The organism is Pseudomonas sp. NPDC089406, assembly GCF_044900265.1.
GTDB lineage: Bacteria > Pseudomonadota > Gammaproteobacteria > Pseudomonadales > Pseudomonadaceae > Aquipseudomonas > Aquipseudomonas fakonensis.
This window is the reverse complement of record NZ_JBJDNC010000021.1, coordinates 1-18,303: the sequence shown is the minus strand read 5'-3', so window position 1 is coordinate 18,303 and position 18,303 is coordinate 1. Positions and strand designations below refer to the sequence as shown.

General features: G+C 64.4%; 19 protein-coding genes. 12 read left to right on the top strand and 7 right to left on the bottom strand.

Annotated elements, in window-relative coordinates; all coding sequences use genetic code 11:
• Positions 1–110 precede the first annotated feature (110 nt).
• The 5 genes from ACI2KK_RS16065 (at position 111) to ACI2KK_RS16045 (ending at position 4,976) form a co-directional block, all read left to right on the top strand.
• Positions 111–2,549, top strand: coding sequence for a Lon protease family protein (locus tag ACI2KK_RS16065; RefSeq protein WP_404669609.1), 2,439 nt, complete (start codon positions 111–113; stop codon positions 2,547–2,549).
• A 163-nt stretch (positions 2,550–2,712) separates the two neighbouring features.
• Positions 2,713–3,051, top strand: a complete 339-nt coding sequence (locus ACI2KK_RS16060) for a hypothetical protein (RefSeq protein WP_023631147.1) — start codon at positions 2,713–2,715, stop codon at positions 3,049–3,051.
• A 260-nt stretch (positions 3,052–3,311) separates the two neighbouring features.
• Positions 3,312–3,800: a TIGR00645 family protein gene (locus ACI2KK_RS16055; RefSeq protein ID WP_369992286.1), complete on the top strand. Its 489-nt coding sequence runs from the start codon at positions 3,312–3,314 to the stop codon at positions 3,798–3,800.
• Between the two features lie 167 nt (positions 3,801–3,967).
• On the top strand, positions 3,968–4,273 hold the full coding sequence (locus ACI2KK_RS16050) for a DUF6482 family protein (protein WP_217840389.1): 306 nt from the start codon (positions 3,968–3,970) through the stop codon (positions 4,271–4,273).
• A gap of 85 nt (positions 4,274–4,358) precedes the next feature.
• On the top strand, positions 4,359–4,976 hold the full coding sequence (locus ACI2KK_RS16045; RefSeq protein ID WP_217886546.1) for an FKBP-type peptidyl-prolyl cis-trans isomerase: 618 nt from the start codon (positions 4,359–4,361) through the stop codon (positions 4,974–4,976).
• A gap of 103 nt (positions 4,977–5,079) precedes the next feature.
• Here ACI2KK_RS16045 and ACI2KK_RS16040 read toward each other — a convergent pair whose 3' ends face one another.
• The 3 genes from ACI2KK_RS16040 to ACI2KK_RS16030 all read right to left on the bottom strand — a co-directional run bounded on the left by ACI2KK_RS16040 (position 5,080) and on the right by ACI2KK_RS16030 (position 6,968).
• A complete protein-coding gene (locus ACI2KK_RS16040) occupies positions 5,080–5,325 on the bottom strand; it encodes a hypothetical protein (RefSeq protein ID WP_038707330.1) in 246 nt (81 codons plus the stop codon).
• Between the two features lie 148 nt (positions 5,326–5,473).
• Positions 5,474–5,815 (bottom strand): zinc ribbon domain-containing protein YjdM, encoded by a 342-nt coding sequence (locus tag ACI2KK_RS16035; protein WP_404669608.1) that lies wholly within the window; start codon positions 5,813–5,815, stop codon positions 5,474–5,476.
• A 184-nt stretch (positions 5,816–5,999) separates the two neighbouring features.
• Positions 6,000–6,968 carry a polyprenyl synthetase family protein gene (locus ACI2KK_RS16030; protein ID WP_404669607.1) on the bottom strand — a complete coding sequence of 323 codons (969 nt, stop codon included), beginning with the start codon at positions 6,966–6,968 and terminating at the stop codon, positions 6,000–6,002.
• A gap of 245 nt (positions 6,969–7,213) precedes the next feature.
• Between ACI2KK_RS16030 and rplU the strand changes: the two genes are divergently transcribed.
• From rplU to ACI2KK_RS16005, 5 genes are all read left to right on the top strand, one after another.
• Entirely contained in the window at positions 7,214–7,528 is a 315-nt protein-coding gene (gene rplU / locus ACI2KK_RS16025) for a 50S ribosomal protein L21 (RefSeq protein ID WP_003247466.1), read from the top strand.
• A 36-nt stretch (positions 7,529–7,564) separates the two neighbouring features.
• On the top strand, positions 7,565–7,822 hold the full coding sequence (gene rpmA, locus ACI2KK_RS16020) for a 50S ribosomal protein L27 (RefSeq protein ID WP_003247464.1): 258 nt from the start codon (positions 7,565–7,567) through the stop codon (positions 7,820–7,822).
• A gap of 188 nt (positions 7,823–8,010) precedes the next feature.
• On the top strand, positions 8,011–9,234 hold the full coding sequence (cgtA, locus tag ACI2KK_RS16015; protein WP_404669606.1) for an Obg family GTPase CgtA: 1,224 nt from the start codon (positions 8,011–8,013) through the stop codon (positions 9,232–9,234).
• A gap of 87 nt (positions 9,235–9,321) precedes the next feature.
• The gene (gene proB / locus ACI2KK_RS16010) at positions 9,322–10,440 is read left to right on the top strand and encodes a glutamate 5-kinase (RefSeq protein ID WP_217840384.1); all 1,119 of its coding nucleotides are present in this window, start codon (positions 9,322–9,324) and stop codon (positions 10,438–10,440) included.
• Between the two features lie 11 nt (positions 10,441–10,451).
• Entirely contained in the window at positions 10,452–10,907 is a 456-nt protein-coding gene (locus ACI2KK_RS16005; protein ID WP_369988157.1) for a CreA family protein, read from the top strand.
• A 126-nt stretch (positions 10,908–11,033) separates the two neighbouring features.
• On the opposite strand, the gene mksF is transcribed toward ACI2KK_RS16005, so the two are convergent.
• The 3 genes from mksF to mksB are packed head-to-tail and all read right to left on the bottom strand — an operon-like array spanning position 11,034 to position 15,845.
• Entirely contained in the window at positions 11,034–13,865 is a 2,832-nt protein-coding gene (gene mksF / locus ACI2KK_RS16000) for an Mks condensin complex protein MksF (RefSeq protein ID WP_404669605.1), read from the bottom strand.
• The gene (gene mksE, locus ACI2KK_RS15995; RefSeq protein ID WP_404669604.1) at positions 13,862–14,569 is read right to left on the bottom strand and encodes an Mks condensin complex protein MksE; all 708 of its coding nucleotides are present in this window, start codon (positions 14,567–14,569) and stop codon (positions 13,862–13,864) included. Before mksE ends, mksF begins: the two co-directional genes overlap by 4 nt.
• A complete protein-coding gene (mksB, locus tag ACI2KK_RS15990; RefSeq protein ID WP_404669603.1) occupies positions 14,559–15,845 on the bottom strand; it encodes an Mks condensin complex protein MksB in 1,287 nt (428 codons plus the stop codon). Before mksB ends, mksE begins: the two co-directional genes overlap by 11 nt.
• Positions 15,846–16,120: 275 nt before the next feature.
• Here mksB and ACI2KK_RS15985 point away from each other — a divergent pair, with 275 nt between their 5' ends.
• Together ACI2KK_RS15985 and rimI are read left to right on the top strand one after the other, a co-directional pair.
• A complete protein-coding gene (locus ACI2KK_RS15985; RefSeq protein WP_404669602.1) occupies positions 16,121–16,912 on the top strand; it encodes an energy transducer TonB in 792 nt (263 codons plus the stop codon).
• A complete protein-coding gene (gene rimI, locus ACI2KK_RS15980; RefSeq protein ID WP_217840379.1) occupies positions 16,909–17,364 on the top strand; it encodes a ribosomal protein S18-alanine N-acetyltransferase in 456 nt (151 codons plus the stop codon). The genes ACI2KK_RS15985 and rimI overlap by 4 nt, the downstream gene beginning before the upstream one ends.
• A 240-nt stretch (positions 17,365–17,604) precedes the next feature.
• Here the strand turns inward: rimI and ACI2KK_RS15975 are convergent, their stop codons facing one another.
• The gene (locus ACI2KK_RS15975) at positions 17,605–17,856 is read right to left on the bottom strand and encodes a hypothetical protein (protein WP_217840378.1); all 252 of its coding nucleotides are present in this window, start codon (positions 17,854–17,856) and stop codon (positions 17,605–17,607) included.
• Positions 17,857–18,303 lie beyond the last annotated feature (447 nt).

Here is an 18,303-nt window from a genome sequence, read left to right as displayed (position 1 = left end):
GAAAAATTGCATTGGCGTGGCTGCGACATAAAGTCCCGCACAGCCTTGCAAGCTGCTCGCAGGCAGCGCCAGAATGCTTTCCATCTGCCCCGCCGAAGTAAGGAAACCCAATGCCCGATCCTGTCGCCTCGCGCCTGCGTCTCGCGCCCGAAGCCCTGACCCGGCGTTTCTGCGCTGAACAGTTTGCCTTCTCCAACACTGACGATCTGGAGCCGTTTCGAGGTGTGCTGGGCCAGGAACGTGCCGTCGAGGCCCTGCAATTCGGCGTGGCGATGCCGCGCCCCGGTTACAACGTGTACGTAATGGGTGAGCCCGGCACTGGCCGCTTCTCGTTCGTCAAGCGCTACCTCAAGGCCGAGGGCAAGCGCCAGGCGACCCCGGCCGACTGGCTGTACGTCAACAACTTCGAAGACACCCGCGAGCCCCGCGCACTGGAGCTGCCAGCCGGCAGCGCCCATGCATTCATCAGCGACATGAACGGGCTGATCGACAACCTGCTGGCCACCTTCCCGGCGGTGTTCGAACATCCCTCCTACCAGCAGAAGAAAAGCGCCATCGACCGCGCCTTCAACCAGCGCTACGACCGCGCCCTGGACGTGATCGAGCGCGCCTCGCTGGAAAAGGACGTGGCTCTGTACCGCGACAGCAGCAACGTCGCCTTCACCCCCATGGCCGATGGCAAGGCGCTGGATGAGGCCGAGTTCGCCCAGTTGCCTGAAGCGGTGCGCGAGCGCTTCCACGAGGATATCGCCGAGCTTGAGGACCGCCTCAACGAAGAGCTCGCCAGCCTGCCGCAATGGAAGCGCGAGTCGAACAACCAGCTGCGCCAGCTCAACGAAGAAACCATCACGCTCGCCCTGCAGCCGCTGCTGGCCCCGCTGTCGGAGAAGTACGCCGAAAACGCCGCGGTGTGCGCCTACCTGCAGTCGGTGCAGCTCAACCTGCTGCGCACCGTGGTCGAGCAACTGGTGGACGACAGCAAGACCGACGCCGTGGCGCGCAAGATGCTCGAAGAGCAGTACGCCCCAAGCCTTGTGGTCGGCCAGCCCGGCAACGGCGGCGCCCCGGTGGTGTTCGAGCCGCACCCCACCTACGACAACCTGTTCGGCCGTATCGAATACAGCACCGACCAGGGCGCGCTGTACACCTCGTACCGCCAGCTGCGCCCAGGTGCGCTGCACCGCGCCAACGGCGGTTTCTTGATTCTCGAGGCCGAGAAGATGCTCGGCGAGCCGTTCGTGTGGGATGCGCTCAAGCGCGCCCTGCAGTCGCGCAAGCTGAAGATGGAGTCGCCGCTGGGCGAGCTGGGCCGGGTCGCCACCGTGAGCGTGACGCCGCAGGTGATCCCGCTCGGCATCAAGCTGGTGATCATCGGTTCGCGCCAGCTGTACTACGCGTTGCAGGACCACGACTCGGACTTCCAGGAGATGTTCCGGGTGCTGGTGGACTTCGACGAAGACATGCCCATGGTCGACGAAAACCTGGAGCAGTTCGCCCAGTTGCTGCGCACCCGCACCAACGAAGAAGGCATGGCGCCGCTGACCAGTGACGCGGTGGCGCGCCTGGCCACCTACAGCGCGCGCCTGGCCGAGAACCAGTCGCGCCTGTCGGCGCGCATCGGCGACCTGTTCCAGCTGGTCAGCGAAGCCGATTTCATCCGCCAGCTGGCCAGCGAAGAAATGACCGACGCCGGGCACATCGAACGGGCGCTCAAGGCCAAGGCCACGCGCACAGGGCGGGTGTCGCAGCGGGTGCTGGACGACATGCTCGCCGGGATCATCCTGATCGACACCGAAGGCGCGGCCATCGGCAAGTGCAACGGCCTGACCGTGCTGGAAGTCGGCGACTCGGCGTTCGGCATGCCGGCGCGGATCTCGGCCACGGTGTACCCGGGTGGTAGCGGCATCGTCGACATCGAGCGTGAGGTCAACCTCGGCCAGCCGATCCACTCCAAGGGGGTGATGATCCTCACCGGTTACCTGGGCAGCCGCTATGCCCAGGAATTCCCCTTGGCGATTTCGGCGAGCATCGCGCTCGAGCAGTCCTACGGCTACGTCGACGGCGATAGCGCCTCGCTTGGCGAGGCTTGCACGCTGATCTCTGCACTGTCACGCACCCCGCTCAAGCAGTGCTTCGCCATCACCGGCTCGATCAACCAGTTCGGCGAGGTGCAGGCGGTGGGTGGCGTGAACGAGAAGATCGAAGGCTTCTTCCGCCTGTGCGAGGCCCGTGGCCTGACTGGCGAGCAGGGGGTGATCATCCCGCGGGCCAACGTCGCCACGCTGATGCTCGACGAGCGTGTGCTGCAAGCCGTCGAGGCCGGGCGCTTCCATGTGTATGCCGTGAGCCAGGCCGACGAGGCCCTGAGCCTGCTGGTGGGCGAGGAGGCCGGGGCGCTGGATGACAAGGGCGAGTTCGCCGAGGGCAGCGTCAACGCCCGCGTTGTCGAGCGCCTGCGGGTGATTGCCGAAATGATCAGCGAAGAAGAAATCAAGGAGGCCGAGAAGGAGCGGTTGGAGGACGTGATCGCCCAGGCCAAACCCGCGTAAGTCAATAAACCGGCGCTGACGGCACATTGCTACCGTTCGGCGCCGGTTTTCTAACTTCTCCCACTGATCGGCTAAAGTGGAACCAAGGGACAGTATCAGGGTTCAGGATGGAAACAGCCCGAACGTATCGGGCTGAACAGGGCATCTCAGAGGGGACGCCGCCATGCGCAACCTCAGCCTCACCCGCCAGTGCCTGGGCCTGGTGACCCGCATCGAATGCAGCATTCGCCCGCTGGCCGGCGACAACGGCATGTGGACCTTGCTGTTCGCCGCCGGCATGGCCGGCGAACAACCCTCGGCAATCAAGGCCCAGGGGCCGTTCCACGGCCCGATGGTGGCCGAGTCGGTGATGAACGCCATCGTCGACAGCCTGACCCTGCATGGCTACCAGGTGGCCGAAGACCCGCAGATCTGGTGCCTGCACCTGCAGGCGCAGCTGCGGCGAATCAACGGCGAGCGCTGTCGCAACCTTGGCGATTACCAGTTCCATCCCGAGACCTGAAGGCTGGGGCGGCGCGGTCCTTGTAGGAGCGGCCTTGTGTCGCGAAAGGGGTGCGTAGCAGCCCCAAGATATCTGCACCACGCAAAATCGTCGGGGCTGCTCTGCAGCCCTTTCGCGACACAAGGCCGCTCCTACCAGGGAACGCATCGCCTGCAGATCAGTGCTGAGCCTGCGGCAACCCGCCGCAGGCTTTTGCTGTCACAGGTGGCTGGCTATACTCGCGCACGCTTTTCCAGTCACTTACCGAGTCCCCCTTGTCCATGGAACGTATCCTCGAAAATGCGATGTATGCCTCGCGCTGGCTGCTCGCCCCGATCTATTTCGGCCTCTCCCTGGGCCTGCTGGCGCTGGCCCTGAAGTTCTTCCAGGAAATCTTCCATGTACTGCCCAACGTCTTCGCCCTGAGCGAAGCCGACCTGGTACTGGTGATCCTGTCGCTGATCGACATGTCGCTGGTCGGCGGCCTGCTGGTGATGGTGATGTTCTCGGGCTACGAGAACTTCGTCTCGCAACTGGACATCGACGACAGCAAGGAAAAACTCAACTGGCTGGGCAAGATGGACTCCTCGTCGCTGAAGATGAAAGTCGCCGCGTCCATCGTCGCCATTTCCTCGATTCACCTGCTGCGGGTGTTCATGGATGCCCAGAACATCTCCACCGACTACCTGATGTGGTACGTGATCATCCACATGACCTTCGTCATCTCGGCGTTCGTCATGGGCTACCTGGACCGCATTACCAAGCACTGAGCCGCATGCACCGAACCCGCACCCACAAGGTCTGCACAGGGCCTGTGGGAGCGGGCTTGCCCGCGAAGGGCTCGACACCGTGCAACTGACGAGCGGTGCCTTGCCTAATCCCAGGTTCTGTACAAAAAATGACCTCTCATGCGTGGTTCCCGCAGCGAGGTGCGCCTATGAACCTGCATCAGCTCAACACCGAGGCCAGGGCCGGCCATGTCGACGAACTCAACCTGATCGCCATTGAAGGCGGTGACTACCTGCTCGAAGCCCGGGTCAAGGGCCGCGCCCACCCTCTGGCCGACCCGCGTGGCGAACGCCTGCGCGTGCATTCGGTAGAGGATGCGCGGCAACTGCTGCAAGCCCTTCCGCTGCTGTCGATGAACCTGGTGCACTGGTCCGTGCAGGACGAGATGTGCGGCATGGGCGTGCACCCGGAAGAAGACCTCAAGGTCCCGATTTCCCAGCGTTCGGCCTGGTAGCTGCTGCGCCCCGCGCCGGTGTGCTAGTCTGCTCGCCCTTTTCATCAGGGCGCTGATGTCGTGCGCCCTCAAGCGGAGCAAGCGAATGTCCGAACTCAAACTGTCCACCGACGAAACCCGCGTCAGCTACGGCATCGGCCGCCAGCTGGGTGGCCAGCTGCGTGACAACCCGCCACCGGGCGTCAGCCTGGAAGCCATCGTGGCCGGCCTGACCGACGCCTTCAACGGCGCCGACAGCCGCGTCAGCGAAGAAGACCTGTCGTCTGCTTTCAAGGCCATCCGCGAAATCATGCAGGCCGAAGCCGCTGCCAAGGCTGAAGCCGCCGCTGCTGCCGGCAAGGAATTCCTGGTCGAGAACGCCAAGCGCGAAGGCATCGTCACTCTGGCTTCGGGCCTGCAGTACGAAGTGCTGACCGCAGGTGAAGGCGCCAAGCCGAGCCGCGAAGACAACGTGCGTACCCACTACCACGGCACCCTGATCGACGGCACCGTGTTCGACAGTTCCTACGACCGTGGCCAGCCTGCCGAATTCCCGGTGGGCGGCGTGATCGCCGGCTGGACCGAAGCCCTGCAACTGATGAATGCCGGCAGCAAATGGCGCCTGTACGTGCCGAGCGAGCTGGCTTACGGCGCCCAAGGCGTTGGCAGCATCCCGCCGCACAGCACCCTGGTGTTCGACGTCGAGCTGCTCGACGTTCTGTAATAGCGGCTCACCTGTAGGAGCCGGCTTGCCGGCGATGGCGTCGGGCCTGATAACGGCTTTGCCTGTTCGGGCCTCATCGCCGGCAAGCCGGCTCCTACAGTGTTCAGTTCCAGTCTGTACCCCCTGGGCGCAATGCCCGCGCATAGCAGAACAGAAACAAATTCCTCACCAGCTCCTTGAGCACCCCCGGTTCACTGGAATTCAACCCCATCAGGTCCAGGTCGCCCTGGTCGCGCAGTTCGTCGAGCGCGTCTTCCTCGAGCACGGCACAGACTTCGCCAGTCTCGCGGTGCAGGATGCGCAGGTAGGGGTGGGGGCGGTCGAGCCAGGCGTCGATCAGGTAGGTCATGGCTATTCTCCTTGGATAGCAGTTCCAATGAGAATAATTCTTATTATCAAAATAGCAAGTGACTATTGGAAGAAATCTTCCAGATGGTGCAGGCGATCCTGTTGCAGGATCTGTCAGGGCTGCCAGGGCGGCAGCCCCTGAAGGGTGATCAGACCTTGCGCACGAACTCGGACTTGAGCTTCATGGCGCCGATGCCGTCGATCTTGCAGTCGATGTCGTGGTCACCGTCGCACAGGCGGATGTTCTTGACCTTGGTGCCGACCTTGACCACCAGCGACGAGCCCTTGACCTTGAGGTCCTTGATCACGGTGACGGTGTCGCCGTCCTGCAGCACGTTGCCCACCGAGTCCTTCTTCACCTCGTTGTCGCTGGCCTCCTGCGCATCGCCGCTGGCCGACCACTCGTGGGCGCATTCGGGGCAGATCAGCTGGGTGCCATCCTCATAGGTGTATTCGGAGGCGCATTTGGGGCAGGGTGGCAGAGTGCTCACTTCGGATCCTTAAACTGACGGGCGGTTAAAAGCCCACATTGTATAAGGTTTTGCTTGCGAAGTGTTTTTGTCCGTACAAATGCATTCGCGGGTAAACCCGCTCCCACAGGGGCTGCGCAGCCTTCGAGGCTTGCAGGGTCCCTGTGGGAGCGGGTTTACCCGCGAATGAAGGCGACTCGGTGTATCAGTGAGTGCGCGCTACCGCAAACTCGCTCAGCTCGACCAGTGCATCACGGTATTCGCTGGCTGGCAGCACTTCCAGGCAGGCGATGGCGCGGGCGACGTAGTCGCGGGCCATCTGCGCGGTGTAGGCCAGGGCGCCGGAGGCCTCGACCGCCACGCGGATCTGCTCGAGGTCTTCCAGGCCGCCTTTCTGGATGGCCTGGCGCACCAGTGCCGCCTGCTCCGGGGTGCCTTCGCGCATGGTGTAGATCAGCGGCAGGGTCGGCTTGCCTTCGGCCAGGTCGTCGCCGACGTTCTTGCCGAGGGTTTCCGAGTCGCCCTTGTAGTCCAGCAGGTCGTCGACCAGCTGGAAGGCCACACCCAGGTGGTCGCCGAAGGTGCGCAGGGCCTCGCGCTGTTCGTCGGATGCTTCGGCCAGCGCTGCGGCGCTGTGGGTCGAGGCCTCGAACAGCATGGCGGTCTTGCCGCGGATCACCTCCATGTACACCTCTTCGGTGGTGCTGGCGTCGCGTACCCGCGACAGCTGCAGCACTTCGCCTTCGGCGATTACGCGGGTGGCCTTGGAGAGGATCTGCATGACCGGCATCGAGCCCAGTTCGACCATCATTTCGAACGAGCGCGAATAAAGGAAGTCGCCCACCAGCACGCTCGGCGCGTTGCCCCACAGGGCATTGGCGGTGGAGCGGCCACGGCGCATGCCGGACATGTCGACCACGTCGTCGTGCAGCAGGGTGGCGGTGTGCAGGAACTCGATGGTCGCGGCCAGCAGGCGCAGGTCGTCGCCTTCGCGGCCCAGGGCCTTGCCGCACAGCAGCACCAGCAGCGGGCGCAGGCGCTTGCCGCCGGCAGAAGTGATATAGTCGCCGATCTTCGATACCAGCGGCACGCGCGAGGTCAGCTGCTTCTTGATGATCTCGTCGACGGCGCTGAAATCGTCAGCTACCGCGCGGTAGAAGGATTGGGGTTGCATCGGCTGCTCCATTGGGGTTGCGCGGCATGCTAGGTCGCAGGCCCCAGCGTGTCAAGGCGCGCCGGGCGCGGGGCCTGGCGGGTACTTGCAAGCATTTGTGGCGTTGCGTACAATCGCGCACCCTAACTTTCCTGGGCAGCACCTGCCTTACGCAATTGCACCGGGCCGTTCCAGCCTTGTGCAGCCATGCCAGCCAATACCCATCATATAAAGCGCTGGGTGAGCAGGATTATCGGAGATTCAAAATGTCTTACGCAGTAATCGTTACCGGCGGCAAGCAGTACAAAGTCGCTGAAGGTGAATTCCTCAAGATCGAAAAACTCGAAGTCGCCACTGGCGAATCCGTGACCTTCGATCGCGTTCTGCTGGTCGCCAACGGTGAAGAAGTCACCATCGGTGCTCCAGTCGTCGCCGGCGCCAAGGTTGTCGCCGAAGTCGTTTCGCAAGGTCGCCACGACAAGGTTCGTATCATCAAGTTCCGTCGTCGTAAGCACCACATGAAGCGCATGGGCCACCGCCAGTGGTTCACCGAGATCAAAATCACCGGTATCCAGGCTTAAGCCTCGGTCCCCTGAATTTATTAGGAGAATTGAACCATGGCTCACAAGAAGGCTGGTGGTAGTACTCGTAACGGTCGCGACTCAGAATCGAAACGCCTTGGCGTGAAGATGTATGGCGGCCAGGTTATCAAGCCGGGCAACATCATCGTCCGTCAGCGCGGTACCGAATTCCACGCAGGCTACGGCGTTGGCATGGGCAAGGATCACACCTTGTTCGCCAAGATCGAAGGCGTGATCAAGTTCGAGAAGAAAGGCGAGTTCATGCGCCGTTACGTGAGCATCGTCGCCGCTTAATCGCGACGTCGCTCCAGAAGCCCCGTCATGCGACGGGGCTTTTTCGTTTGTGGTTGAGCCTCTTGCAAAGCTGTTTGTCTGGGCTGCCGGCGTTGGTTTCTGATGGTACGGGGCCGCCGCGCTCATTTTTGCAAGAGCCTCAAGGTTTTCTGGTTTTCGACTCGTCGTTCGGCGAGAGGCGGTTTTGAATGAAGTTTGTAGACGAAGTATCGATCCGGGTTAAGGCCGGTGACGGCGGCAACGGTTGCATGAGCTTCCGCCGCGAGAAATTCATCGAGAACGGCGGCCCCAACGGCGGCGACGGTGGCGATGGCGGCTCGGTGTACATGGTGGCCGACGAGAACCTCAACACCCTCGTTGACTACCGTTACACCCGTCACCACGAAGCCCAGCGCGGCTCCAACGGCGGCAGCACCGACTGCACCGGCAAGAAGGGCGACGACCTGTTCCTGCGCGTGCCGGTGGGCACCACGGTGATCGACGCCGCCACCCAGGAAGTCATCGGTGACCTGGTCACCCCGGGCCAGAAGCTGATGGTCGCCCAGGGCGGCTGGCACGGCCTGGGCAACACCCGCTTCAAGTCCAGCACCAACCGTGCGCCGCGCCAGACCACCCCGGGCAAGCCCGGTGACCAGCGCGACCTGAAGATGGAAATGAAGGTGTTGGCCGACGTTGGCCTGCTGGGCCTGCCGAACGCCGGCAAGAGCACCTTCATCCGCTCGGTTTCGGCGGCCAAGCCGAAGGTTGCCGACTACCCGTTCACCACCCTGGTGCCAAACCTGGGCGTGGTCAGCGTCGACCGCTGGAAGAGCTTCGTCATCGCCGACATCCCCGGCCTGATCGAAGGCGCCTCCGAAGGTGCAGGCCTGGGCATTCGCTTCCTCAAGCACCTGGCGCGTACCCGCGTGCTGCTGCACCTGGTCGACCTGGCGCCGCTGGACGAAAGCAGCCCGGCCGATGCCGCCGAGATCATCATCAACGAGCTGGCGCAGTTCAGCCCGGCGCTGGTTGACCGTGAGCGCTGGCTGGTGCTGAACAAGGCCGACATGATCATGGACGACGAAAAAGACGCCCGGGTCAAGGAAGTGGTCGAGCGCCTGAACTGGGACGGCCCGGTGTACGTGATCTCGGCCATCGCCAAGCAAGGCACCGAGAAGCTCAGCCACGACCTGATGCGCTACCTCGAAGACCGCGCCGACCGCCTGGCCAACGACCCGGCCTACGCCGCAGAACTGGCCGACCTCGACCAGCGCATCGAAGACGAAGCCCGCGCCCAGCTGCAGGCCCTGGACGACGCCCGCACCCTGCGCCGCACCGGCGTCAAGAGCGTGCACGACATCGGCGACGACGATGACTGGGATGATTTCGAGGACGACGAAGACGGCCCGGAAATCATTTACGTGCGCGACTGACCGGTTGCAGTACACTAATCGCCGCTCTTTGGAGCGGCGTTTTTGTATCTACGGTATCTACAGATTCGACACAGGTTGGAAGAGAAGATGCGAAGCAAGGTGACGGGCGCCAAGCGCTGGGTCGTGAAGATCGGCAGTGCGCTGCTGACCGCAGATGGCAAGGGCCTCGACCGTGGCGCCATGGCGGTGTGGGTCGAGCAGATGGTGGCCCTGCGTGAAGCAGGCGTGGAGCTGGTGCTGGTGTCCTCCGGGGCCGTGGCTGCCGGCATGAGCCAGCTGGGCTGGACCTCGCGACCGAGCGCGATGAACGAGCTGCAGGCCGCCGCCTCGATCGGCCAGATGCGCCTGGTGCAGGCCTGGGAGTCGAGCTTCGGCGAGCACGGCAAGCACACCGCGCAAATTCTGCTGACCCACGACGACCTCTCCGACCGCAAGCGTTACCTCAACGCGCGCAGCACCCTGCGCACCCTGGTCGACCTGGGCGTGGTGCCGGTGATCAACGAGAACGACACCGTGGTCACCGACGAAATCCGCTTCGGCGACAACGACACCCTGGCTGCGCTGGTGGCCAACCTGGTGGAAGCCGACCTGCTGGTGATCCTCACCGACCGCGACGGTATGTTCGACGCCGACCCGCGCAACAACCCCGAAGCCCAGCTCATCTATGAAGCCCGCGCCGATGACCCGGCGCTGGACGCCGTGGCTGGCGGCACCGGCGGCGCCCTGGGCCGTGGCGGCATGCAGACCAAGCTGCGTGCTGCGCGCCTGGCCGCCCGCTCCGGTGCCCACACCATCATCATCGGTGGCCGTATCGAGCGCGTGCTCGACCGCCTGAAAACCGGCGAGCGCCTGGGTACCTTGCTGTCGCCCGAGCGCGGCATGCTCGCCGCGCGCAAGCAGTGGCTGGCTGGCCACCTGCAGACCCGTGGCACCCTGGTGCTCGACGCCGGTGCCGTGCAGGCCCTGCGCCAGGCCAACAAGAGCCTGTTGCCGGTGGGTGTGAAGACCGTGCAGGGCAGTTTCCGCCGCGGCGAGATGGTGGTGTGCGTCGGCCCGGACGGTGTGGAAGTGGCCCGGGGCCTGGCCAACTACAGCGCCCTGGAAGCGCAGAAGATCATCGGCCAGCCGTCCGACGCCATCGAGCAACTGCTCGGTTACAGCGCCGAGCCCGAGCTGGTGCACCGCGACAACCTGGTACTGGTATGAAGGCGTTCAGCATGCTGAAAAGGATGATGGCCGTGGCCGCCCTGGCGCTGCCGATGCTGGCCGGTGCCGAGGAAATCGGCCAGGTGTCCACCGTGTTCAAGTTTGTCGGGCCCAATGACCGCATCGTCGTCGAAGCCTTCGACGACCCCAAGGTGGACGGCGTGACCTGCTACCTGTCGCGGGCCAAGACCGGCGGCATCAAGGGTGGGTTGGGGTTGGCCGAGGACCGCGCTGAAGCGTCGATCGCCTGCCGTCAGGTGGGGCCGATCAACTTCAAGGGTGAGTTGAAGGACGGCGAGGAGGTGTTCAAGGAGCGCACTTCGCTGGTGTTCAAGACCATGCAGGTGGTGCGTTTTCTCGACAAGAAGCGCAATACCCTGGTGTACCTGGTGTACAGCGACCGGTTGATCGAAGGCAGCCCGCAGAATGCGGTGACGGCGATTCCGATCGTGCCTTGGGCGCAGTGATAACCGGCTAGAAGCGGGAGGCCTTCGGCCTCCTTTCGCGACACAAGGCCGCTCCTACAGGGTGATGCAAATCCCTGTAGGAGCGGCCTTGTGTCGCGAAAGGGCCGCAACGCGGCCCCGGCTATCTCAGGCCAGTTCCTCGGCCGCATCCTCACGCACGATCGCCCGCTCCACATCGCGCCGGCTGATGTACTTCCAGTCCGCCTCGTCGATGTAGATGCCGTTCGGCCCGCTGCCACCTTCCAGGTCGATGGCCACGTGCGCCGACACCTGCGGCTTCACACTCGCCAGAATCGGTACGAAGCCCAGCTGCTGGCTGGTCTCCAGCAGCGCCGCCTGGTTGCGTTCGTCGATGTCGGCCGCCTCGTCCAGGTAGTACGGCAGGCGAATGCGCCCGGCCAGGTCGCGGTCCATCAGGTGCAGCAACAGGTACATGTTGGTCAGCGCCTTGATGGTCATGGTGGTGCCGTTGGACGCCGCGCCGTCGATGTCGGCGTGGATGATCGGCTGGCCATTGACCTTGGTGATCTCGAACGCCAGCTCGAACAGGTCCTTGAGGCCCAGCTGGTTGTGGTTGGCCGCCACCAGCCGCGCCAGGTACTCCTTGGCCTCTTCGTTCTTGTTGTCCTGCTCGGCGCTTTGCGTCAGGTCGAACACCGACAGCGTCTCGCCTTCTTCGTACTGGCCGGCGCTGTGGATAATCTGGTCGATGTGCTTGAGCGCTTCCTTGTTCGGTGCCAGCACCACGCGGAAGCTCTCCAGGTTCGACACCTGGCGTTTGTTGATCTCGCGGTTGAACAGCGCCAGCTGGTGCTCGAGGCTGTCGTAGTCGCTGCGGATGTTGCGCAGGGTCCGGGCGATGTCGGTGACCGCGGCGCGGCGCGCCTTGGCCAGGGTCAGCGCTTCTTCGGTGCGGTGCGAGTAGGCGTTGATCAACAGCTGCAGACGGCGTTCCATGTCGTCTTCGCTGTCGAACTTGGCCACGCCCTTGAGACGCACCTGGGCGTACAGCGCCTCGATCTGGTTGTCCACGCGCTGCAGCGCCTGCCAGCTGTCCTGGTAGTCGTTGAGCAGCGGCAGCAGGTTGTCCATGGAGTCGTCCACGGCTTCCATGAACGGCGTGCCGAACGGCAGGTCGGCCGGCAGCAGTTGGCGACGGCGCAGGGCATCGTCGAGGGTGCGCTGCTTGGCTTCCAGGTCGGCGATCTGCCGGCCTACCAGTTGCAACTTGGCCGACAACTGCTGGACGCGTTCGGTGAAGGCGTCGCTGGAGCGCTTGAGCTCGTCCTGGGCCGCTTCGAACTGGGCCAGTTGCTCGAGTTTTTCCGGCTCTTCGGCGCTCAGGGTCTCGGCGCGGCGGTAGTCTTCCAGGGCTTTTTGCGCATCCAGCACCTGCTGGTACAGGGCCTCGGTCTGGGCCTTGCTGGCGGCGCGGTCGAGGGCTACCGACTGCTGGGTCTTGAGCTGTTTCAGCTCTTTTTCCAGGCGTTCCTTCTGGTCGCGCAGGGCGGCGCGGTCGGCCAGGGCCTGCAGCGCCGGCGGGTCGATGTGCGAGATGTCGATGGACAGCCCCGGCACTTCGAAGCGCTCGCCTTTGAACTGGTCGAGCACGCCTTCCAGGGTTTTCACCCACAGGTCGCTGTCGTCCAGCTCGATGCCCCGGTCGCCCAGCGGCAGGCTGAACAGCGCGCCGTTGAACAGGCGCATCAGGCGGTCGACGTCCTGCTGCGAGAATTCCTCGCGCAGGCGGGCGTAGCTGTTGTTGTCGGCGTGGTCGAGCTGCAGCTTGACTGCCTTGACCCGTTTTTCGAGGTCGCGCACGCGCTCGTCGAGGTCTTCGGCGGAGAACTGGCGCGACTGCGCCAGGGCGCCGGCCAGTTCGTCGTGGGCGTCCTTGGCGGCCAGCAGTTGCTGCTCCAGCACCTTGACGTCATCGACCAGGGCGAAGCGGTGCTTGAGCACGGCCAGCTCGCCGAGCCAGCGCTGCACGCCGGTGATTTCACGCTCCAGGCGCATCAGCTCCTGGGTGCCGCCGCGCTGGTCGTTCTGCAGGCGGTCCTGCTCGGCACGGTAGTGCTCGGCCTGGATCACCAGCTCTTCCTTGCGCGCCATGCCGTATTCCTGCCAGGTGCCCAGCAGGTTGTCGAGCACCGGCGAGATGCGGTGCAGCTTGCCACGCAGGATTTCACGCTGGGCCACGCCGCCGGCCAGGGCCTCGACCAGCGGGCCGGCCGCCACCAGGGCGTTGTAGTCGCCCTCCATACGGCGCACGTCGCGGAACGCCTCTTCGCAGGCGGCGATGTAGTCGACGCTGCCCGAGCGCAGGCTGTGCTCGAAGGCGTCGAGGAACAGCTGCTTGAGCTTGGCGGCAGTGATTTCGCGCATGTGCAGCAGGTTGATGAACAGCGCGCGGAAGGTTTTCAGGCTTTGCTCGCTGGTGGAGCGCAGCGGGATCAGGGTGAGGTCCAGCGGCACCGAGGTGTGGCCGCCGACCAGCAACCGGCGCAGTTCGTCCGGCTTGAGCTCGTAGGCTTTCAGGCCGTTGCGCTCAAGGTTGGTGAACAGCTCTTTCTGGCGCAGGCAGGTGTCGTCTTTCTGGTAGTGGGCCAGGTCCAGTTCGCCCTGGTAGGCGAAGAACTGGTGGCCGAAACCGCCACCCGGGCCACGGCCGACCACGCCGATCACGTGGGGGCCGTGGGGCAGGTTGAGCTCGCAGAGGATGTAGCTGGTGTCGCTGGCGAAGTAGAAGCGCCGTGACTGCTCCAGGCTGTACTTGCCGAAGCTCATGTCCGACATGCGCGCCAGGATGGGGAACTGCAGCGCGTTGATCGACGCCGATTTACCCAGGTTGTTCGCGCCGTAGACCGACAGCGGGTGTTCCAGGGGGAACAGGCCCAGGCTGTAGCCGGCGGTGTTGAGCAGTGCGAAGCGGCGAATGCCGTAGCGTTCCTGGCTCATGCGTCAATCTCCTGTTGCTCTTCGCGAATGGCCCGGGCCAGTGCGTCTTCTTCGCTCTCTTCACCATCGAAGACAGTGAGGTCGAGCGGGTCGTCGGTGCGGTTGAGTTCTTCGGGGGTTTCTTCCACCACCAGCACCGGTACCGGCAGCGGCAGGTCGCTGTGCAGGGTGGCGGCCAGGTCGCGGTCCTGCTGCACCGACAGGCATACGTCGAGGAAGCGGTGCATCGGCGGCAGGAAGCGGTAGATACCGCCTTCTTCATGGGCAAAGCCGAGCTGGGTCATGCGCCGCAGGATCTTCTCTTCGAGCTCCTCGACGGTTTGCACTTCGGCCTGCAGGAACAGGTCGCGGTACTTCTCCAGCAGCGACGGCAGCTCGTCACGGCCGATGCTGCCGCCGTCGAGCACGGCCATCGGGTCGCGGCCCTGGTCGGCCAGGTGCTCGACCAGGATGAAGGTGAACAGCGACAGGCGCTGGGCGGTCTTGTTGACCTGCGCGGCAGCCTGCTCGGGGACGAAGTAGTAGAAGCCGCGGGTGTCGCAGACCAGCTCGAAACCGAGGGCCTTGAACAGGGTGCGGTACTGGTCCTGGAAGTTCGACAGCTGGGCGTACAGCTCGGGGTCGCGGCGGCTGACGTGAAAGCCCTTGAACAGCTCGCGGAAGATCGGCGCGAGCTGGGACAGTTCGGAAAGATCAAGATGCATTGGCAGGGCTCGCGGTGGATTCGGTGGCAGCCGGTGCTTGTTCACGGCTGGAGGTCAGCGCGTAGGAGCGCAGGCTGACCAGGTGTTCGCGGGTGAAGTATTCCTGGCGCTCGAGGCGCTGGCGGCTGAAGCGCTTTTCGCGGGACAGGCGCGAGAACCAGTACAAGAGCTCGTCAGTGGCGCCTTCGGGCTCCTGCTCCAGCAGCCAGACCATCAGGTCCGGCAGCGGCAGGGCGTCTTCGCAGCGTTCGAGCATCTCTTTGACCGTGCGCGGCGCGCGGGGCAGCGGGCCTTTTTGCGTCTTGTGCGCCTTGGGGAAGCGCGCAGGCTTGGGCTCGAAGCGGGCCAGGGCATAAACGTAGGCCTCGACCTGGCTGGCGCTGCCGAGGAAGGTGCTCTGCGGGCGGGTGAACATCGGCATGGCCGCTTGCGGCACGGCGTCGATACCCTTTTTGCGGATCACCGACAGGGCCAGCGCGGCGCCACGGGTCACGGCGTTGTGCCGGCGCGCTTCTTCACGCAGCGGCAGCAGCAGTTCGCGGGCGTGGCGCAGCGTCAGCTGGGCGCTGGTTTGCATCTCGAGAATGCGCGCGTGGGTGCGCAGCAGCATGTCGTCGTCGACCAGATGGCCCAGGCGCGCCTGCTCGCCCAGCAGGCGCAACAGCACGGTCTCGACCTTGCGCACGCCCTGTTCGAAGGCGCCGTCGGCGTTGACCAGCTGGATCATCGGCTCGACGTATTCGTCCCAGGTGGCCAGTACTTCGGCGTAACGCTGGCGCAGGGGGATCTGCCGGTTGCTGGTCTTGGCCCGTTCGGCCACGGCAATCAGCGCCTGCTCGTCGTTGTCGAGTTTTTTCAGCACGTCGCGCACGCGCATGTCGAGCAGGCGCAGCTGGCGCGCCAGGTCGTCGCTGTCGCGGTTGTCGAAGGCATCCTGGATATGCCCGGCCAGGCGCTCCAGGTGGCGCAGGTAGGCTTCGATCTCCAGGCACAGGCCCAGGCGGTGCTCACGGCGCAGGTAGGCGAGGAAGTCGTGGATCTGCGCGTTGAGCTCGAAACGATTCGGGCTTTTCGCTACCGGGACCAGGATGTCCAGGCGGATCCACACGTCGAGCAGCTGGGTGATGTCCTGCGGGGTGCTTTCCACCTGCTGGCGGGCCAACTGCTGACGCAGCTCGACCAGGCTCAGGGTGCCCTGGTCGAAACGCTCGCACAGCGGCTCGATCAAGGCCCAGTGTTCGGCTAGGGCGCGCAGGACGCGCTTGGGTTCGATCATTGGCGGGTCGACTCGTTGCCAAATAAAAGGGGCGATTGTACTGCATACGGGGGGGAGGATTTCACCCCTTGGTCCGGGTTTTACGTTGTCTGTGCCGGCCTCATCGCGGGCAAGCCCGCTGCTACAGGCTGATCACGGCCTGTGCAGCGGGTGCTGTACCTGTGGGAGCGGGCTTGCCCGCGATGACGCCGGCACTGGCGATAAATTTCCGTCACCGCGTTGCAGCCAACGGCGTTAGAATGCCCGCCTGATTTCGCCCACCGGAAAACCGCCCCTTGCTGATCGAGTCCCGCCGCCGCGCCTACCTGTCCGCCATGCAAGTGGTGCACTGGCTGCCGCGTGCCGAACTGCCGTTCGCCGCGCCGTCACGGCCCGAACTGCTGTTGCCGGTGGCGCCGGTCGACGAGGTTGATTTCGAGGTGCGCCCGGCAGCCCCGGCGCCTGCGCCCGGGGAAGCGCCGCCAGCGCCCCAGGCACGCAGCGAGCGGCCGAAAATCGAAATCCCGCGCCCGGGCAGCGCGCCAAAGCCCGTCGCAAAAGCGGTGCAAGCCGAAGAAGAGGCCCCGGCACCACGCCCTGTGCCAGTGCCGCCGCCGCGCTTCGCCCTGCAACTGCTGCGTGCCGGCAGCTGCCTGCTGCTGGTGGAACTGGCCACCGGCCAGCCCTTCCAGAGCCGCGACCCTTCGTACCTGCTGCTCAAGGACATGCTGCGCGCCGCCGGCCTGCCGGATGCCCCGCAGATCATCGGCGAGCCGGTGCGCTGGCCGTTGCTGGTGCGCGGCAACATGGACCAGGGCCCGGAGGCGGCGCGCGACTTCGTCCAGGGCTTTATCGCCGCGCGTCTCGAAGAGGCCCCCTGCACCTGCCTGTGGCTGGTCGGCCTGCCCGCCGTGCGCTTTGCCGGCCAAGCCGACGCCGAGGCGTATTACCAGCCGCTCGAGGTCGAGCTGCTGGGCGCTGCCTGGGCCTTGCCTGGCCTTGAACTGTTGATGGACGAGCCGCAGCGCAAGGCGGATGTCTGGAAAGCCATGCGCCAGCTGATGGCGCGCTGGAAGCCTGTTGAATGAGTGACTCGATCAGTTTCCGCCCGGCCACCGAGGCGGACCTGGATGCCCTGCTTAAAATCGAATATGCCGCGTTCAGCCACCCCTGGACCCGTGGCATCTTCACCGATGCGCTGAAATCCTACGAGGTGTGGTTGATGTTCGATGGCCAGCAGCAGGTTGGCCACGGGGTGATCAACGTGATCATCGACGAGGCGCACCTGCTCAACATCACCGTCAAGCCGGAAAACCAGGGCCGCGGGCTGGGCCTGCGGTTGCTCGAGCACCTGATGGCGCGGGCCTACCAGCTCAATGGCCGCGAGTGCTTCCTGGAGGTGCGCGCCAGCAACCAGTCGGCGTACCGGTTGTACGAGCGTTATGGCTTCAACGAGATCGGCCGACGCCGGGATTACTACCCGCTGGCCGGTGGGCGGGAAGATGCGTTGGTGATGGCCTGTACGCTGCTTGAGGATTGAGCTACAGGTACAGCGCAGGCTCGAGGCAAACGCTGTACCTGTGGGAGCGGCTTTAGCCGCGAAGCAAGCGACGCGGTGTATGGCACCGGCTGCGCCGGTGTTCGCGGCTGAAGCCGCTCCCACAGGGATTGCATGAGCTTCATGTAGGAGCCGGCTTGCCGGCGATGAGGCCGCAACAGGCAGCACAAGACAGTTGCTCCCACAGGGGTTGCCCAGCCGGAAGACCTTGAGTTGCCCTGATCAACCCTGCTTGTGCTTCAGCGCATGTTCGGCCAGCGCCCGGCTCATCTGGGCGTTGTGCGCGGCATTGACCAGCATGCCAAGCCCGGGCTCGCCGGCCATGGCGCAGCAGTATTCATCGATGGTGTCTTCGATGCCGCGCATCAGCTGGATGGCATGCACCAGTGCGTCGGTGCCCGCCAGGTCGTCGTTGATGGTGAAGAAACTGCGGGTGGATTTGCTGGGTGGTGGATCGGGTACGAGCTTTTTCATGATGCATCTCCTGTTCCGTTGAGAAAGGCCACCTTTCCTTGATCCCTCTCACAGAATGAAGGGTGGCAACCGCACGCGGGGTGAGAGACCGGCGAACAGACAATTCCGGCAGGCATAAGCCTCCCGCGCGCGGCAGCCATTGAGCAGCGCTTCTGTTGCAGGCGGGCTCTCACACCCCCATCGCCATTTTTGGCGACCCGGGAACGTTAGCCCTCATACCTGTCCACAACAACGCAGAAGCGGCTGTAACGCGCGTAGGGTATTTCCCAAGGCATGCCGTTTTGAAGCATTTGGTTTCAGGTTGGGAAAAATCCTACGGCGTACTGCAGTTTGTCGATCAGCGCGGACCTGTAGGAGCGGCCTTGTGTCGCGAAAGGGCTGCGCAGCAGCCCCAGGATCTCGGCATCATGCAAAATCGCCGGGGCTGCTGCGCAGCCCTTTCGCGAC

Bases quoted from the DNA above. Each gene is read 5' to 3' on its own strand.
- rimI (WP_217840379.1), top strand. From the start codon at position 16,909: ATGAGTGACTCGATCAGTTTCCGCCCGGCCACCGAGGCGGACCTGGAT.
- ACI2KK_RS16045 (WP_217886546.1), top strand. From the start codon at position 4,359: ATGTCCGAACTCAAACTGTCCACCGACGAAACCCGCGTCAGCTACGGC.
- ACI2KK_RS16055 (WP_369992286.1), top strand. From the start codon at position 3,312: ATGGAACGTATCCTCGAAAATGCGATGTATGCCTCGCGCTGGCTGCTC.
- ACI2KK_RS16065 (WP_404669609.1), top strand. From the start codon at position 111: ATGCCCGATCCTGTCGCCTCGCGCCTGCGTCTCGCGCCCGAAGCCCTG.
- ACI2KK_RS16060 (WP_023631147.1), top strand. From the start codon at position 2,713: ATGCGCAACCTCAGCCTCACCCGCCAGTGCCTGGGCCTGGTGACCCGC.
- ACI2KK_RS16040 (WP_038707330.1), bottom strand. From the start codon at position 5,325: ATGACCTACCTGATCGACGCCTGGCTCGACCGCCCCCACCCCTACCTG.
- proB (WP_217840384.1), top strand. From the start codon at position 9,322: ATGCGAAGCAAGGTGACGGGCGCCAAGCGCTGGGTCGTGAAGATCGGC.
- ACI2KK_RS16050 (WP_217840389.1), top strand. From the start codon at position 3,968: ATGAACCTGCATCAGCTCAACACCGAGGCCAGGGCCGGCCATGTCGAC.
- rplU (WP_003247466.1), top strand. From the start codon at position 7,214: ATGTCTTACGCAGTAATCGTTACCGGCGGCAAGCAGTACAAAGTCGCT.
- rpmA (WP_003247464.1), top strand. From the start codon at position 7,565: ATGGCTCACAAGAAGGCTGGTGGTAGTACTCGTAACGGTCGCGACTCA.
- mksF (WP_404669605.1), bottom strand. From the start codon at position 13,865: ATGAGCCAGGAACGCTACGGCATTCGCCGCTTCGCACTGCTCAACACC.
- ACI2KK_RS16030 (WP_404669607.1), bottom strand. From the start codon at position 6,968: ATGCAACCCCAATCCTTCTACCGCGCGGTAGCTGACGATTTCAGCGCC.
- ACI2KK_RS15975 (WP_217840378.1), bottom strand. From the start codon at position 17,856: ATGAAAAAGCTCGTACCCGATCCACCACCCAGCAAATCCACCCGCAGT.
- mksE (WP_404669604.1), bottom strand. From the start codon at position 14,569: ATGCATCTTGATCTTTCCGAACTGTCCCAGCTCGCGCCGATCTTCCGC.
- cgtA (WP_404669606.1), top strand. From the start codon at position 8,011: ATGAAGTTTGTAGACGAAGTATCGATCCGGGTTAAGGCCGGTGACGGC.
- ACI2KK_RS16005 (WP_369988157.1), top strand. From the start codon at position 10,452: ATGCTGAAAAGGATGATGGCCGTGGCCGCCCTGGCGCTGCCGATGCTG.
- mksB (WP_404669603.1), bottom strand. From the start codon at position 15,845: ATGATCGAACCCAAGCGCGTCCTGCGCGCCCTAGCCGAACACTGGGCC.